Genomic DNA, 16,846 nt, shown 5'->3' with positions numbered 1-16,846 from the left:
GGACCGGCGTCGGCTCCCGGTGGTGTGGTGAGGCGATGGAGGTGAACCCATGAGCGGCGATGTGCCCGGGCCGACGGTCGGGGAGACTTCCGAGCAGCCGGGTTTCGAGCACCCGGTTCCCGCTCATCTGCGACGGGTTCATATGGTCGGCATCGGTGGCGCGGGAATGTCCGGGCTGGCCCGGATCCTGCTTGCCCGCGGCGGCCAGGTGTCGGGATCGGATGCCAAGAACAGCCGGGGGATTCTCGCGTTGCGCACCCGCGGGGCCCGTATCCAGGTGGGCCACGACCCGTCTGCCCTCGACCAGCTCCCGGGCGGACCGACGGCCGTGGTGACCACTCATGCCGCGATCCCGAAGACCAATCCGGAGTTGGTGGCGGCCCGTTCGCGCCGGATCCCGATCTTGCTACGCCCGCATGTGCTGGCCGAGTTGATGGTCGGCTATCGCACCGTGCTGATCGCCGGGACGCACGGCAAGACGTCGACGACGTCGATGGCGGTGGTGGCGCTGCAACACTGCGGCCTGGATCCCTCGTTCGCGATCGGCGGCGAACTGAACGAGTCGGGGACCAATGCGCATCACGGCAGCGGGCCGGTCTTCGTCGCGGAGGCCGACGAGAGCGATGGATCGCTGCTCGAGTACACGCCGGACATTGTGGTGGTCACCAACATCGAGGTCGATCATCTCGACTTCTTCGGTACGGCGGAGAAGTACGTGGCTGTCTTCGACGCCTTCGCGGAGCGCATCACGCCGGGCGGGGCGCTGGTGGTGTGCCTGGATGATCGCGGCTCGTCGGCGCTGGCGGGGCGATGCGCCGCGGCACTGGCCGAGCGGGGCGTGTCGGTACTCGGGTACGGGGCGCCGGGAGCGGCCGTTCCCGACGGCGTGCGGGCGGTGGCGACGATGGAGTCATGGATGCCGACCGCGGCCGGAAGTGATGTGCAGGTGCGTTTTTCCGCGCCGGTGGCCGACCCGCCGGCACAGTGCTCGGTCGCACTGACCATGCCGGGAATCCACATGGCCCGCAACGCACTCGGCGCGATCGTCGCCGCGGTCTGCGCCGGTGGCGAGCTGTCGGAGGTGATCGGCGGGGTCGAGGCATTCTCGGGGGTGCGCCGGCGCTTCGAGTTCAAGGGCCGTGTCGGTGAGGTCGACGTGTATGACGATTACGCTCATCATCCGACCGAGGTTGCTGCGGTGTTGGCGGCCGCGCGCGCGATGGTCGATGGTGACAGTAGTGGGCGCCGACGTCGTGTCGTGGCCGTGTTCCAGCCGCATCTCTATTCGCGCACAGCGGAATTCGCTGATCAGTTCGCCGCGGCGCTCGATGTGGCCGACGCGGTCGTCGTCGCGGACGTGTATGGCGCGCGCGAGGAGCCGGTACCCGGTGTGAGCGGTCGGATGATCGTCGACCGGATGACCCGGACCGCGCATTTCGAGCCCGATCTGTCGTCGCTGGCGCGATTCGTGGCCGAGATGGCCGAGGACGGCGACGTGGTGCTGACCCTCGGTGCCGGCGACATCACCATGCAGGGGCCGGAGATTCTTGCCGCGCTTGCCGCCCGTGGCCCGGGGGGCGAGGTCTCGAGTGGCGGTGGACCGGGCGGCGGTGAGAGATGATGCGCGTGCTGCCGCGACGTCGTCGTCCGCGAATCGTACTGGGAGTGGTGCTCACAGTGGTGATCGTGGTCGGCTTGGTGCTCGTCGCCTATCTGACCCCGTTGATGTCGGTGCGCGACACCGACGTCAGTGGTAACCGCACCGTGCCCGGCGCCCAGATCCTCGATGCGGCCGCGGTGCCCCCCGGCACCCCGCTGCTGAGGGTCGACACGCAGGCGGTGGCGCGTCGTATCGCGGCGATCCCGTCGGTCGAATCGGCCCGGGTCGAACGCGGTTACCCGTCGACATTGCACATCACCGTCGCCGAGCGGGTGCCGGTCGCGCTGGTTCCCGAGGGCGACAAGGTGCATGTTCTCGATCATTCGGGAGTCGGGTATCTGACGTTTCCGGTCGCGTCGAGCCCGCCGGAGATCAAGAAGCTGCCGGTTCTGCAGACCGCGACCCCCGGACCCGCGGACCCGACGACTCGGGCCGCACTCGGAGCCGTCGCCGGGTTGCCGCCGGAATTGTCGGCGCTGGTGGTCAAGGTGATCGCGACGTCACCGGTGGACATAGAGTTCGCCCTTACCGGCAACCGCAAGGTGATCTGGGGCGATGATTCGCGGGGCGAGGAGAAGGCGCGCACGCTCGGATATCTGTTGACCCGGCATGCGACCGAATACAACGTCTCCGCACCGAATTTCCCCGCCTACCGCTGAGCCCTGACCCCTATCTTGCCTCGGATCGGCCCGTTCGGGCACAAGTTTGGCGACACGCCGGGCGACGTCCTGGCCCGCGGGGGTGGCGATGCCTAGCGTCGTTCCCAACACCACTACTTGACATAACTCTGAATCTGTGGTTGAGGTTTAGGGTTTCACAGATCGACAAGAGGAAGGCGAGCGTCATGACGCCACCGCACAACTACCTGGCCGTGATCAAGGTCGTCGGCATCGGCGGCGGCGGCGTGAACGCCGTGAACCGCATGATCGAGCAGGGGCTCAAGGGGGTGGAGTTCATCGCCATCAACACCGACGCGCAAGCGCTGTTGATGAGCGACGCCGACGTCAAACTCGATGTCGGCCGGGACTCGACCCGTGGGCTCGGTGCCGGCGCCGATCCCGAGGTCGGGCGACGGGCGGCCGAGGACGCCCGCGACGAGATCGAGGAACTCCTCAAGGGCGCCGACATGGTCTTCGTGACCGCGGGCGAGGGCGGCGGCACCGGAACCGGCGGAGCGCCGGTCGTGGCGTCGATCGCCCGCAAGCTCGGGGCATTGACGGTCGGTGTGGTGACCCGTCCGTTCGCGTTCGAGGGCAAGCGCCGTGGCAACCAGGCCGAGGTCGGCATCACTGCGCTGCGTGAATCCTGCGACACGCTGATCGTGATACCGAATGACCGGCTGCTGCAACTCGGCGACGCGCAGGTGAGTTTGATGGACGCCTTCCGTAGCGCAGACGAGGTACTCCTCAACGGTGTGCAGGGCATCACCGATCTGATCACCACTCCCGGCCTGATCAACGTCGACTTCGCCGACGTCAAGGGCGTCATGAGCGATGCAGGCAGCGCGCTGATGGGTATCGGATCGTCGCGGGGTGAGGACCGTGCGAAGAAGGCCGCGGAGTCGGCCATCAACTCGCCGTTGCTCGAGGCGTCGATGGAGGGTGCACGTGGTGTGCTCATCTCGATCGCCGGCGGCAGTGACCTGGGCCTGTTCGAAATCCACAATGCCGCCACCCAGGTGCAGGAGGCCGCACATGAGGACGCGAACATCATCTTCGGCACCGTCATCGACGACAACCTCGGCGACGAGGTGCGGGTGACCGTCATCGCCGCCGGATTCGACAGTGGATCACCGCGCAAGCGGGCCGACACCCCGGCCGCGGCGCCCGGCGCGGGCAAGGTCGGTGCGGCGCAGGCCGGCGACGTGACCCGAGCGTCCAAGAACGATCCGCTGTTCGGTGAGATGCCGGCGGGCCAGGGCGACCCTTTCGCGTCGCCGGCCCCGGAACGTCCCCGCCGCAACAACGTAACGCTCGACGACGACGATGACGTGGACGTTCCGTCGTTCATGAAGCGGTAGGCGTGAACGACGCGGGCGCGGTGCGGCGACCGCCGGCCGCGGTTCGGGTACGGCGGGTGACGACCACCCGGGCGGGCGGGGTCTCGCCGGCACCGTACGACGGTTTCAACCTCGGCGATCACGTCGGCGACGACCCGGCTGCGGTCGCGGCCAATCGCACCCGGTTGGCCGAGCGGATCGGGGTGGACGAGGCCAGGCTGGTGTGGATGGAGCAGATCCACAGTCGCAATGTCGCCGTGGTCGACGAGTCGACGTTCTCGTCGTCGGATGTCGAGCACGTCGGGCCCTCGATCCGGGTGCCCGCCACCGACGCCTTGGTGACCGCGCTGCCCGGGGTGGCGCTGGCGGTGTTGTCGGCAGATTGTGTGCCGGTACTGCTCAGCGACGACGTCGCGGGCGTTATCGCCGGGGTCCACGCGGGTCGAGTGGGTGCCCGGATCGGCATCGTGCCTGCGGCGCTGCGGGCGATGATCACCCTCGGCGCGCGGCCCGAACGTATCGGCGCCTTCTTGGGTCCGGCGGCCGGCGGCGAACACTATGAGGTTCCCGATTCGATGCAGCGTGACGTCGAGGAGTATCTGCCGGGAAGTGCCTGCCGCACCGCGGCCGGAACCGCGGGCCTGGACCTGAGGGCCGGTATCCGGCGTCAGCTGCTGGCCATGGGAGTGAACGCGGTGGCCGTAGATCCGCGAGACACGATCTCCGACCGGGTCCTGTTCAGTCATCGGCGCGGCGCGCCGACCGGCCGGCTCGCGTCGGTCATCTGGATGGAACCAGAGCCCGGACCGTCGGGGGCCGAGCAGGCCGGACGATGAACGATCGGCGGACCGCGGAGCTCGCCGGGCGATTGGCCGCGGTGCGCGAGTCGCTCGACGCGGCGGTCGCGGCCGCGGACAGAGAGCCCGGTGACGTCGAGTTGCTGGTGGTGACGAAGTTCTTCCCGGCCGCCGACGTGGCCCGGCTCATCGAGCTGGGGGAGCGGGAGTTCGGTGAGTCCCGCGAGCCCGAGGCGAGTCGCAAGATCGCCGAGCTCGGTGAGCTGGCCGGGCAGTCGGGCGCGGTGTTCGACATGATCGGCAGCGTGCAGACGAAGAAGGCGAAAACCGTTGCGCAGTGGGCACGTTCGGTTCATTCGGTGGATCGTGACAAGATCGTCGACCAGTTGGCCACGGGTGCACAGGCTGCGCTGGACGGACACCTCCGGTCGGAACCGCTCGGGGTTTTCTGTCAGGTCAGCCTCGATGGTGATCCGACCCGTGGCGGAGTCCTCGAGACGGAGTTGCCAGCGCTTGCCGATCGGGTCGAGGCGGCCGCGTCGTTGCGTCTTCTGGGACTGATGGTCATCGCGCCGCTGCAGGCCGATCCGCGCCAGGCGATGACGGAGACCGCCCGTGTGCGGGAGGTGTTTCTGCGCGACCATCCGAAGGCCGGGCAGCTGTCGGCGGGGATGAGTTCGGACATGGTGATTGCCGTCGAATACGGCTCGACATGCGTGCGTGTCGGTACCGCGATCATGGGATCCCGGCCGATACTCTCTCACTAATCACATAAGTCACACGCGAACCACCGAGAACAGCCCACACACCGGCAACAGCTGCAACATCCACTCTTGAGAGTCGGACGACAGAGAGGCCCAGCGCATGACCACGATGCAGAAGTTCAAGGCATATTTCGGCATGGTGCCTCCGAGCGAGTACGAGGACGACTACCTCGACGAGCCCGGTCCGGTCCGGCAGGCGCAGCGCGAGCGCGCGTACCGGGATGAGTACTACGGCGATTCGTCCTACCGTGACGAGGCACTCGCCGACTCCGGGTACGGCGACTACCGTGACGGAGGCTACCGCGACGTCGGCCGTGTCGAGGAGCGACGGCTTGCGGTCGGCGGATACGAGGGATACGACCAGGGCTATGGCGCTCAGGGCTACGGCAGCGCCGAGTACGCATACGCGGGAAGCGTGCGGGCCGCCACCGAGATGCCGCCGGAGCGTATGCGTGCGGCACGTCTCGAGCCGCTGCAGCGCTCGAGCGGTGCGACTCTGCGCGCGGCCTCCCCATCGCGTTCGGCCGGCGCCGACCACGGCGAGCTCGAGCGGGTGTTCGCCGACGGTCCCCTGAACAAGATCACCACCCTGCGTCCCTCCGATTACGGTGAGGCGCGCACCATCGGCGAGCGTTTCCGTGACGGCAACCCGGTGATCATGGATCTGGTCAACATGACCAATGACGATGCCAAGCGGCTGGTGGATTTCGCGGCCGGACTCGCCTTCGCGCTGCGTGGGTCGTTCGACAAGGTGGCCACCAAGGTGTTCTTGCTCTCACCGGCCGATGTCGACGTCTCGCCCGAGGATCGGCGGAAGATCGCCGAGACCGGGTTCTATAACCAGTCCTGACCGGCGCGAATGTCACCGAGTCTGTCGCGACGCGGCATTCCGGACATTCCGTACCCCTAGCGTCCCCGTGCCCGCGGCGACGTGCCGGAACCCCCGGTGCGGCCGCGGGCGCGTTGCGTCAGGCACTCTTGAGAAGTGGCGATTGTGTTCGAGGTCATCTATTACGTCCTGTTCGTGTACTGGCTGTTGCTCCTGGCCCGGCTCGTCGTCGAGTTGGTACGCAGCTTTGCGCGTGAATGGCGCCCCACCGGCATCGTCGTGGTGCTCATCGAGGTCACTTTCACTCTCACCGATCCGCCGATCAAGCTGCTCCGGCGAATCATCCCGCCGATTCCGCTCGGGCCGGTGCGCCTCGACCTCTCGCTGATGATCGTATTGATCGTGGTGGTGATCGCGATGCAGGTCGCGAGTTCATTCCGGACGAGTGCGGCGATATCGGCACTCGGTATGTGAGTATCCGGCCAGGCACATCGAAGTACGGTGTGTCAACTCTCGGCATGTGAACATGCATGAAACCGGCGCAAAATTCTCTTCGGAACCCCGGCTGGGCTTGGCCCGTGCCCCGGTTGCTGATGTCATAGTTGAGCGACCGTTTGATTGCAGGACGACATCGATGTCCTACACCGAACGGTTCGGATGTGACAGGATAAGACGCTAGTTACAGATTTTGACTGGTATGAATGGTCAGTGACAGTCTGTAATGACCAGTGGATCGACAATTGACCGAAGAGACGCTCGACCCAAGACAAGCAGCTCGAACGACATTGAGGGGAACCGACATGCGGCTGACACCAGCTGATGTGCACAACGTCGCGTTCAGCAAACCGCCTATCGGTAAACGCGGCTACAACGAAGACGAGGTGGATCAGTTCCTCGACTTTGTCGAAGCAGAACTTGCGCGGCTGATCGACGAGAACTCCGATCTCAAGCAGCGCGTCGAGGAGCTCGACGGTGAACTCTCCGATGCCAAGTCGGGTGCCGGGGCTTCGTCACCGGCACCGTCGGAAGATCACACCCAGGTCTTCGCGGCCGCCGCGCCAGAGCCCACCTCGGCTCCCAGCCAGGCGGCGTCGCCCGCGGGCGACGCGGACGCACATGTCCGTGCAGCCAAGGTTCTGGCGCTCGCGCAGGAGACGGCCGATCGCCTGACGAGCACCTCGCGGCATGAAGCCGACTCGCTCCTGGCCGACGCGCGGCAGCGTTCGGATTCGATGGTTTCCGATGCGCAGAACAAATCCGAGGCACTGCTGGCCGACGCGCGGCAGCGTTCGGAGGCCATTCTCGCCGATGCGCAGACCCGCTCGGAGGCGCAACTGCGCCAGGCGCAGGAACGTGCCGACTCGCTACAGAGCGATGCCGAGCGCAAACACTCCGAGATCATGGGCACCATCAACCAGCAGCGTGGGGTGCTCGAGGGACGGATCGAACAGCTCAAGATCTACGAGCGCGAGTACCGCACTCGTCTCAAGACCTATCTGGAATCTCAGCTCGAGGAACTGCAGCAGCGTGGCAGCGCCGCGCCGGTGGAAAGTGGTCGTCAGGCGGATCAGTCCTTCTCGACAGATCCGGGCAACGGTGGTTTCAGCAGCTACTCGCAGAGCTGAACCCGATCAACGTAGGTCGATGACGTGCTGACCCTGGCGCTGACTGCCACCCTTGTCGGTTTCGTCCTGCTTGTCGTCGGGCTGATCACCGGCACACTGTGGCTGGCGATCGCCTGCATCGTGGTGTGTTTGATCGGGCTGATCTTCCTCGTCACCGACATCGTCTGGAGCGGACGACGCGGCAAGCCGGAGGACGAGGACACCGGCGGTGGATTCGGATTCGGAGATGTCGAACCCGATGATGTCGACCGCGATGATGTCGCGACCGGTGACGACTCCGATTCGGACGCCGCGGACTACGCGGATGATCGCTATCTCGATGACGGTGGCGATGTCGCAGACGACGATGGACCGGTCAGGTTCCCGGAGGACGACCGTCGCGCGCTCTGGGAAGACGTGATGTCGCGCCCTGATTCGCCGCCCACCGGCGGTCAACGCCAGTCGGATGCGCCTCGGCCGCAACAGCGTGGACCCCAGCCGGGCCGGGATCAGCAGGGCCGGGAACAGCAGGATAAGTCGCAACCGGACCGGTCCCGACCCGTACCACCGTCGCCGCCCTCGACCGGCGAACGCGGCTACGCGGACTATTTGCGATCGGTCGGCGCCGGTGATGCTCAGCGCGCCGGTGATCCCAATCGTTCCGGAGGGCCCGCTGCCGGCCAACCGCCACCGAACCGGTCACGCCCGCCGGCGCAGAATCCGGGGCCCAATCCTGGACAGCGCGGGCGGCCGGACCCGTATGGGCGGCATCCGCGGCCACCACAAGGCAACCGTGCCTCCCCGCCGAACACCGGTCGACAAGGCTCCCCGGGCCGTCCGCCGCGGGAAGGCCCGCCGCGGGAGGGTCCGCCGCGGGAGGGTCCGGGAAAGATCGATCCGCTCCACCCCGACTGGCGACCCCCGCGGGAGTGAGCGTCGTCGCCCGGTCGGCGACGACGAACAGTTGCGCGGACCCGGTCGGTCGGCAGAGTTGGCCCATCCGGGACCGACGCGGTTAGACTGGCGTTCGCATCGATCCGGCCATCACCGGGGAGCACTCGGAAGAACGGAACCGCCCGGCGCGTGTTCTCAGTAGAACCGGGCGGGCCGGCCCGTCACAGCCGACGACTTCTTGAGCGTGCGTGTTGCTCCAGCGGGTCATGAGAGGCATCGGTCCGCCGATGCAAGCGGGGTGGTACCGCGCAACCGATATTCCGGCTGCGTCCCCGTGCCGACACAGTTGTGAGATGGCACGAGGAGACCAGCCGTGACCGACGCCAGTCCGTCCCCGCACACCCCCGACGCACCCGAATCCGGCGCACGTGAATCCGGGAGCCGGGTCTATCCGGTCGTCGACATGACCGGGGGCGAGCGCGGCGCGCCGTCGTTCCCGGATGTCGAGCAGACCGTTTTGCAGTACTGGGATGGCGACGACACCTTTCGCGCCTCCATCGACAATCGCGTGCACGCCGAGGAGTTCGTCTTCTACGACGGCCCGCCCTTCGCCAACGGTCTCCCGCACTACGGTCATCTGCTGACCGGCTACGTCAAAGATGTGGTACCGCGGTACCAGACCATGCGCGGCAAGAAGGTCGAGCGCCGATTCGGCTGGGACACACACGGATTGCCTGCAGAGCTCGAAGCCGAACGTCAGCTCGGGATCACCGACAAGTCGGAGATCGAGAAGATGGGCATGGAGCGGTTCAACGATTACTGCCGGGATTCGGTGCTCCGGTACACCGGCGAGTGGCGCGACTACGTGACCCGGCAGGCGCGCTGGGTCGACTTCGACAACGACTACAAGACCCTCGACATCGACTACATGGAGTCGGTGATGTGGGCGTTCAAACGGCTGTGGGACAAGGGACTGGTCTATCAGGGCTACCGGGTGCTGCCCTACAGCTGGTACGAGCAGACCCCGCTGAGCAACCAGGAGTCCAAGCTCGACGACGCCTACCGGATGCGGCAGGACCCGGCCGTCACCGTGACCATGCCGCTCGTCGCCGCCGGCAGTCCGCTCGACGGGGTCAACGCCTTGATCTGGACGACGACCCCGTGGACGCTGCCGAGCAACCTCGCGATCGCGGTGAACCCCGACGTCACCTATGTGCACGTGCGTGCTGCCGATGGCCACGAGTATCTGCTCGCCGAGGCGCTGCTCGGTTCGTACGCGAAGGAGCTGGGTGGTGCCCAAGGAGCGGGCGCGCCGATCGGAGATGGTGGAGTGACCCAGGAGGCCACCGGTCTGGAGGTGCTCGGCACCTATCAGGGCGCCCAGCTCGCCGATCTGCAGTACACCCCGCCGTTCGACTTCTTCGTCGGGCATCCGAACGCCCATCGGATCCTGCTCGGCGACTACGTCACCACCGAAAGCGGTACCGGCATCGTCCATCTGGCTCCCGCATTCGGTGAGGAGGACATGGAGCTGGCCACCGCCAACGGCATCGAGGTCGTGCAACCACTCGATCCGGGCGGGCGCTTCACCTCGATGGTGCCGTCATATGAGGGGCTGATGGTCTTCGACGCCAACCCGGTGATCATCAAGGATCTCAAGGCCGGCGGCGATCACGTCCTGGCCGGTCCGGATGCGCGTGCGGGCCGCATGGTGCGGCACGAGACGATCGAGCACTCCTATCCGCACTCGTGGCGATCGGGAAAACCGTTGATCTACATGGCCGTGCCGTCGTGGTTCGTCGCGGTCACGCCGATCAAGGAGCGCATGCTCGAGCTCAACAAGCAGATCAGCTGGGCGCCCGAGCACATCCGCGACGGCCAGTTCGGCAAGTGGCTCGAGGGTGCGCGGGACTGGAACATCAGCCGAAACCGCTTCTGGGGCGCGCCGATCCCGGTGTGGGTCTCCGACGATCCGGAACATCCGCGTATCGACGTGTACGGCTCACTTGATGAACTCGAACGCGACTTCGGTGTGCGCCCGGACAATCTGCACCGCCCGTATATCGACGAGCTCACCCGACCCAATCCCGATGACCCGACCGGCAATTCGACGATGCGCCGGGTGCCCGAGGTGCTCGACTGCTGGTTCGAGTCCGGCTCGATGCCGTTCGCGCAGGTGCACTACCCGTTCGAGAACGCCGATTGGTTCGACGGGGACCCCGGCACGGGTACGGCGCCACACAATCCAGGTGACTTCATCGTCGAGTACAACGGGCAGACCCGCGGCTGGTTCTATAACCTGCACGTCCTCGCGACCGCGCTGTTCGATCGTCCGGCGTTCAAAAGTGTGGTGGCCCACGGCATCGTCCTGGGTGACGACGGCCAGAAGATGAGCAAGTCCAAGCGCAACTATCCCGATGTCAACGAGGTCTTCGACCGCGACGGCAGCGACGCGATGCGGTGGTTCCTGATGGCCTCGCCGGTGCTGCGCGGTGGCAACCTGGTGGTCACCGAGAAGGGGATCCGGGAGGGGGTGCGGCAGGCACTGCTGCCCCTGTGGAACGCCTACAGCTTCTTACAGCTCTATGCCGATCGGCCGGCGACGTGGCGAACCGACTCGTCCAACGTCCTCGACCGCTACATCCTGGCCAAGCTCGCGGTGACCCGCGACGAGATGACCGCCGCGCTCGACGTCTATGACATCGCCGGGGCGTGTGACACGTTGCGGCGCTTCGTCGAATCGCTGACCAACTGGTACGTGCGCCGTTCGCGGGCACGGTTCTGGGCCGGTCAGGATACCGATCCGGATGCCTTCGACACATTGTTCACGGTGCTCGAGATCGCCTCGCGGCTGGGCGCTCCGCTGTTGCCGATGGCGACCGAGGCGATCTGGCGCGGACTGACCGGTCAGCGTTCGGTGCATCTGACCGACTGGCCGTCTGCCGTCGAGCTGCCCGCCGATCCCGCGCTCGTGGCGGCGATGGACGAGGTGCAGGCCGTGTGCTCGACCGCGTCGAGTGTGCGCAAGGCCAACAAGCTGCGGGTGCGGTTGCCGTTGCCCGGACTGACCGTGGCGTCGCCGACCGCGCGGCAACTCGAACCCTTCACCGACCTCATCGCCGACGAGATGAACGTGAAATCGGTGACGTTGTCGACCGATGCGGACGCGTACGGCCGCCAGGAACTGGTGGTGAATGCGCGGGCGGCCGGTCCACGACTCGGCAAAGAGGTCCAGCGGGTGATCAAGGCGGTCAAGGCCGGCAACTGGGAGTTGCGGACCACCGACGACGGTACCGAGGTGGTCCGCGCCGACGGCATCGACCTGGAGCCGGGCGAGTACACGCGCCGGCTTGTGGCCGAGGAACCCGAGTCGACGGCGGAGCTGCCCGATGGCGGTGGGCTCGTCGTGCTCGACACCACGGTCACCGAGGAACTCGAGGCGGAGGGCTGGGCCAAGGACCGGGTCCGTGAACTCCAGGAGGCGCGGCGCACCCTCGGACTCGACGTGTCCGACCGCATCATCGTGCGGCTGGTAGTCCCGGCGCAGCGGCTCGAATGGGCACGTACCCACGCCGAGCTGATCGCCACCGAGGTGCTGGCCGTGCAATTCGCGGTGACCGACTCCGGCGAGCGTGGCGCCATCGAACTCGGCGACGGGGTGACCGCGGACATCTCGACGGTCACGGCCGCCGGTTCAGCCGACGATCAGGGATAGGACGGCGTCGATCTGCGCCGTGAACAGCTGCTCGGGTGCGGCGAACGTGTCGGCGCCGTATTGGCCGAAGACCTCGAGGGACGTCGCGCCGATGACGGCGGCCCACAACGTGGTCGCGGCCAGGAGCGTGGTGTCGGGCAGGTCGGACCCGAATTCGGTGCGGATGGCATCGAGGTCGTGTGCCAGTTCGGCGGGAAAGCCCTTGTCCGGCTGGGGGTTCGACCCGGACGACGGTGCGGCGGACAGTTCGCGCAGCAGTCGCGCGATGACGCGCGTGCCGGGTCCCACGGTGCGGTCGGCCGGCGCGGCGTAGCCGGGCACCGGACTGCCGTACAACAACGCCCAGCGTGCCGGGTCGTCGACCGCCCATGACCGGATCGCCATGGCCGCGGCCATGAGTCGGGCGCGCGGCGCGCCGGGGTCGGCGCGTTCGACCGCGGCGTCCACCGCGTCGGCGAGATCGGTGTAGCCCTCGATCAGGAGCAGGGTGAGCAGTTCGTCGCGGCTCGGTACGTAGCGATACACCGCGGACGAGACAACGCCCAAATCGCGTGCGATGGCGCGCAGGGACAACGCGGCGGCGCCATGAGTGCTCAGGTGTGCCCGTCCGAGCCGCCGGATCTCGGCTTCCATCGCTCGCCGGTTCTCGGCTCGGGTGCGGGTGTGTGCGTCGGGCATGGACGCATCATGACACAAACGAGAGCGGTGCTCTTGCATTCGTCGACGGCAGGTCGCATACTCGATTCGAGAGCACCGCTCTCGGTGGACTCCGTCCGATGCCACCGACCGAATCGTCGTCCACGAAAGGCCCTCCGATGACCACTGACCACTACATTCCGCCGCAGCCGATGGATGCCCGGATGAATGGCGTCGTGCGCTGGCTCGCCAACCACGGCATCAACCTCGCCGGGGCACAGACGCTGACCGTGACAGGCCGCAAGACCGGTACGCCCCAACAGATTCCGGTGAACCCACTCCTTTTCGAGGGCTCCGAGTACCTCATCTCGATCCGCGGCCGGACCCAATGGGTCCGCAACGCACGCGCCGCCGGGGAAGGGCAGTTGCGGCGTGGACGCCGCACGCGCCACGTCGCACTCGCCGAGGTCGCCGCCGAGCAGCGGGCGCCGATCATTCACCGCTACCTGGACAAATGGGGCTGGGAGGTCGGCCGGTTCCTGCCCGACGGTCTCGCCGCCGACGCGAGCGAGGCGCAGTTGGCCGAGCACGCCGCGCAGATCCCGGTGTTCACCGTGGTGGCGCAGGGCCCGGCGGTGCGCTAGCCGGGCGCGCGCCGTGGCGCCTCGATCGCGCGCACGTGTGGCCGCATACCATTCCTTGGTGTCCACCGATCCCGGTCGCAGTGAGGACGAGCGCCGCGACGACGCCGAGCGCAGCGCCCGCTGGGTGATGCACCTGGACATGGACGCGTTCTTCGCCTCGGTCGAAGAACTCACCCGGCCCACACTGCACGGCCGGCCGGTTCTCGTCGGCGGCGCGGGCGGTCGCGGCGTCGTGGCGGGTGCAAGCTATGCCGCCCGGGTGCACGGGGCGTTCTCGGCGATGCCGATGCACCAGGCGCGACGGCTGGTCGGGGCGCAGGCGGTGGTGTTGCCGCCGCGCGGGAGTGTGTACCGCGTGGTGAGCGAGCGGATCTTCGCGCTGGTCCGCGAGGCGGTCGGGGTCATCGAGATGCTGTCGTTCGACGAGGCCTTCGCCGAGCCCGAATCGCTGGCCGGTGCCGGAGCGGACACGGCACGCGAATTCGCCGAGGACGTCCGCAGCCGGATTCGCGACGAGGTGGGCCTGGCCGCCTCGGTCGGCTTCGGGTCGGGCAAGCAGATCGCGAAGATCGCGTCGGGTATGGCGAAACCCGATGGGGTCATGGTGATCTCACCCAGTCGTGAACTCGCGTTCCTGCACGCGTTGCCGGTGCGCAAGCTGTGGGGGATCGGACCGGTATCCGGAGACCGGCTGGCGCGGCTCGGTATCGACACCATCGGCGATCTCGCCGCCCTCAGCGAGTTGGAGATCGCCTCGGTTCTCGGTGCCACGAGCGGCCCGGCGCTGCACCGGCTCGCCCAGGGTATCGACGATCGGCCGGTCGCCGAACGTGCTGCCGCCAAACAGATCTCCGCCGAGACGACCTTTCCGCACGACATCGTGTCCATGGGCGCGCTGCGCCCGGCGATCGATCGATCGGCGACCGATGCCCACCGGCGACTGCTCGCCGACGGGCGTGGCGCGCGTACCGTCGTGCTGAAACTCAGACGTGCCGACATGTCGATTCTCACCCGTAGTTCCACGTTGTCCGCGGCCACCAGCGACATCGACGCGCTCGCCGCGGTGGCGCAGCGGATGGCGCTCGATCCCGAGGCCGTCGGTCCGATTCGCCTTGTCGGAGTGGGGTATTCCGGACTCACCGATGTCGAGCAATATGCCCTGTTCGACGAACTCGCCACCGCCGGTGCGCCGGTGGTCGCGGCGCACGACGGCAGCGGGGACATCGACGGCAGCGGGGACATCGACGGCGACGATCCCGACAGGGCAATAGCCGACACGGGATCAGCAGAGGGTACGGGCAGTGCGGCGGCATCCCGCGAATGGTCGACCGGACACGACGTCCGGCATCGCCGGTATGGCCACGGATGGGTTCAGGGCGCGGGGCACGGTGTGGTCACCGTGCGCTTCGAGACCCGTTCGACCGGGCCCGGCCCGGCACATACCTTCGCCGCCGACGACCCCGACCTGGACCGCGCCGATCCCCTCGACAGCCTGGACTGGCCGCAACCCTGATCCCGGCCGGCCGGGTATCAGTCGCGCGGCTGGGAGGCGGAGAAGAAGTCGGCGACCTCGTCGTCGTCGCACCCGGTGGTGAGCAGCGCCTGCAGGGCGACGCGCGCCTGCGGTGCACGCAGCCACGTCGACACGATGGCACCGGCGCGTTCGAGGTCCACCGCGCCGCCGCCGCCGCCGTAGGTCGCCACGACCGGACCGTAGGGCACCCGGGTGGTCACGACGACGACCACACCGCGTTGACGTGCCAGGCTGACCTCGGCGGTGATGTCGGGATGGGTGTTGCCCGATCCGGTTCCGGCCAGCACGATGCCGGCGGCGTTCTGCGACACCGACGCCGCGATGATGCCCGGTGACACCCCCGGATACAGGGTGTAGGCGTCGACGCGTACGGGATGTCCGCGGGGGATCGGGCCGGTCAGCATCGGGCGGGGTAGCGCGTCGTGCACGGTGTCGAAGGCATCGAGGTCCACCGTCGACGCCTTGAACGCGCCGCGCGCCGCACGCACCTGGCCGCCGAGAACGATCTGCACGCCGGCCGAACGTGCCCGCGGGTCCGCGGCCAGGGCGATCGCCGCGGCGATGTTCGCCGGACCGTCGGCGACGGGCGAGTCGGCCGGATATTGCGCGCCGGTGAAGATCACCGGCCGCGGATCTGCGGCGAACAGATCGGCGAGAAAAGCGGTCTCCTCCATCGTGTCGGTGCCATGGGTGACGACGACCCCGACGACCCCGGGGTCGCGCAGCGAGTCGGCGATCGCCGCGATGACCCGGAACTGATCGGCGGGGGTCATCGCCGAGCTATCCACCGACATCAGGTCAACGGGTACGACCTGCGGTGACACCGGCCCGTCGGTGGTCTCCGGCGACGGCCCGGGAGCCGTCGCGAGGACCTCGTCGGCCGAGAGAACAGGGACGGCTCCGTCCGAGCCGGTCTGCGCGGCGACGGTGCCGCCGGTGGTGATCAGGGCGATGCGAGATACCGGCGTGGGTGCCATGGATCACAAGGTTGCGCCGACCCGCCGAGGACGTCAACCGGTGAGCCGGCGACGTACGCCATGCCGGTAACGGGATGCCGTTTGGCATAGTGGTGTGAGCTCCGGCCGCCGACGTGGTGGTCGATCCGCGTCAAGAGTCCGACACAGTGGACAAAGTCCGACACAGTGAGGGAGTTCGTTGAAGTTTCCGAAGTTCGTGGGGGCCGTCATGATCACGGCCGCGGTGACCGTCGGCGTTGCAGCCTGTGGCAGCAACGACAGTTCCGACGACATCCCCACCGTCGCCCCGTCCACCACCAGCGCCGCCTCGACCTCCGCATCGGGTGACGCGGTGACCAACCCGACCCAGCCGCCCCCGGTGGCCACGTTGAACCAGATGCTGCAGACCGCGCTCGACCCGAACGTGCCCAATGCGCAGAAGACGCTGCTGGTGCAGAACTCGGAGAAGGATCCGGCGGTCTTCGACAAACTGGTGCAGCTCCGCAAGGACAACCCGGGTGCCGGATACCAGATCCGCGGTCCGGTGACCGCCGACGGCCCGAATCGGGCCAGCGTCCGGGTCCAGGTCAAGCTGCCCGACCAGCAGCCGCAGGACATCGACGCCCAGATCGTCTACGACAATGGCCGGTGGAAGCTAGCCAGTAGCTTCATCTGCCCGCTGATCACCAACAACGGTGTGACGAGCCCGATGTGCCCGTCGGCGACGCCGAGTCACCGCACGAGCGCTCGTCCGCCGAGCTGACATATGGCCGGCGGTGACGATCACCGCCCCTCGCCAGCCCCCGCAGGCCCC

The 16,846-nt window shown here is 67.6% G+C and carries 15 protein-coding genes; 12 read left to right on the top strand and 3 right to left on the bottom strand.

Translation table 11 applies throughout. The annotated features are described in order from the left end of the window. Positions 1 to 49 precede the first annotated feature (49 nt). The 8 genes from murC (at position 50) to ACPXB3_RS06475 (ending at position 7,674) form a co-directional block, all read left to right on the top strand. The gene (gene murC / locus ACPXB3_RS06510) at positions 50 to 1,621 is read left to right on the top strand and encodes a UDP-N-acetylmuramate--L-alanine ligase (RefSeq protein WP_425705865.1); all 1,572 of its coding nucleotides are present in this window, start codon (positions 50 to 52) and stop codon (positions 1,619 to 1,621) included. Next, on the top strand, positions 1,621 to 2,319 hold the full coding sequence (locus ACPXB3_RS06505; RefSeq protein WP_425705878.1) for a cell division protein FtsQ/DivIB: 699 nt from the start codon (positions 1,621 to 1,623) through the stop codon (positions 2,317 to 2,319). The genes murC and ACPXB3_RS06505 overlap by 1 nt, the downstream gene beginning before the upstream one ends. Before the next feature lie 185 nt (positions 2,320 to 2,504). After that, positions 2,505 to 3,680, top strand: a complete 1,176-nt coding sequence (ftsZ, locus tag ACPXB3_RS06500; protein WP_425727110.1) for a cell division protein FtsZ — start codon at positions 2,505 to 2,507, stop codon at positions 3,678 to 3,680. Positions 3,681 to 3,700: 20 nt separating this feature from the next. Next, complete coding sequence (pgeF, locus tag ACPXB3_RS06495) at positions 3,701 to 4,495, top strand: peptidoglycan editing factor PgeF (protein WP_425705879.1); 795 nt, start codon at positions 3,701 to 3,703, stop codon at positions 4,493 to 4,495. After that, entirely contained in the window at positions 4,492 to 5,223 is a 732-nt protein-coding gene (locus tag ACPXB3_RS06490; protein ID WP_425705867.1) for a YggS family pyridoxal phosphate-dependent enzyme, read from the top strand. The genes pgeF and ACPXB3_RS06490 overlap by 4 nt, the downstream gene beginning before the upstream one ends. A gap of 97 nt (positions 5,224 to 5,320) precedes the next feature. Further along, positions 5,321 to 6,070: a cell division protein SepF gene (locus ACPXB3_RS06485; RefSeq protein ID WP_425705868.1), complete on the top strand. Its 750-nt coding sequence runs from the start codon at positions 5,321 to 5,323 to the stop codon at positions 6,068 to 6,070. A gap of 135 nt (positions 6,071 to 6,205) precedes the next feature. Continuing rightward, entirely contained in the window at positions 6,206 to 6,523 is a 318-nt protein-coding gene (locus tag ACPXB3_RS06480) for a YggT family protein (protein WP_425727108.1), read from the top strand. A gap of 326 nt (positions 6,524 to 6,849) precedes the next feature. After that, positions 6,850 to 7,674 (top strand): DivIVA domain-containing protein, encoded by an 825-nt coding sequence (locus tag ACPXB3_RS06475; RefSeq protein WP_425705880.1) that lies wholly within the window; start codon positions 6,850 to 6,852, stop codon positions 7,672 to 7,674. A 6-nt stretch (positions 7,675 to 7,680) separates the two neighbouring features. Here ACPXB3_RS06475 and ACPXB3_RS06470 read toward each other — a convergent pair whose 3' ends face one another. Then, positions 7,681 to 8,196: a hypothetical protein gene (locus ACPXB3_RS06470; protein WP_425727106.1), complete on the bottom strand. Its 516-nt coding sequence runs from the start codon at positions 8,194 to 8,196 to the stop codon at positions 7,681 to 7,683. Between the two features lie 814 nt (positions 8,197 to 9,010). Here ACPXB3_RS06470 and ileS point away from each other — a divergent pair. After that, a complete protein-coding gene (gene ileS, locus ACPXB3_RS06465) occupies positions 9,011 to 12,262 on the top strand; it encodes an isoleucine--tRNA ligase (RefSeq protein ID WP_425727274.1) in 3,252 nt (1,083 codons plus the stop codon). On the opposite strand, the gene ACPXB3_RS06460 is transcribed toward ileS, so the two are convergent. Beyond that, positions 12,242 to 12,940: a TetR/AcrR family transcriptional regulator gene (locus tag ACPXB3_RS06460; protein WP_425727104.1), complete on the bottom strand. Its 699-nt coding sequence runs from the start codon at positions 12,938 to 12,940 to the stop codon at positions 12,242 to 12,244. The two genes, ileS and ACPXB3_RS06460, sit on opposite strands and share 21 nt — an antisense overlap. 137 nt (positions 12,941 to 13,077) lie before the next feature. Between ACPXB3_RS06460 and ACPXB3_RS06455 the strand changes: the two genes are divergently transcribed. Further along, positions 13,078 to 13,542 carry a nitroreductase/quinone reductase family protein gene (locus ACPXB3_RS06455; RefSeq protein WP_425727101.1) on the top strand — a complete coding sequence of 155 codons (465 nt, stop codon included), beginning with the start codon at positions 13,078 to 13,080 and terminating at the stop codon, positions 13,540 to 13,542. 127 nt (positions 13,543 to 13,669) lie between these two features. Further along, complete coding sequence (locus tag ACPXB3_RS06450) at positions 13,670 to 15,055, top strand: DNA polymerase IV (protein WP_425727273.1); 1,386 nt, start codon at positions 13,670 to 13,672, stop codon at positions 15,053 to 15,055. 17 nt (positions 15,056 to 15,072) lie between these two features. Here the strand turns inward: ACPXB3_RS06450 and ACPXB3_RS06445 are convergent, their stop codons facing one another. Then, entirely contained in the window at positions 15,073 to 16,053 is a 981-nt protein-coding gene (locus ACPXB3_RS06445; RefSeq protein WP_425705770.1) for an asparaginase domain-containing protein, read from the bottom strand. 178 nt (positions 16,054 to 16,231) lie between these two features. On the opposite strand from ACPXB3_RS06445, the gene ACPXB3_RS06440 reads away from it, so the two are divergent. Then, a complete protein-coding gene (locus ACPXB3_RS06440; RefSeq protein ID WP_425727099.1) occupies positions 16,232 to 16,795 on the top strand; it encodes a hypothetical protein in 564 nt (187 codons plus the stop codon). Positions 16,796 to 16,846 lie beyond the last annotated feature (51 nt).

The sequence above is a fragment of the Gordonia sp. DT219 genome, from assembly GCF_049847065.1.
GTDB lineage: Bacteria > Actinomycetota > Actinomycetes > Mycobacteriales > Mycobacteriaceae > Gordonia.
This window is presented reverse-complemented; position numbering and strand designations above follow the sequence as displayed.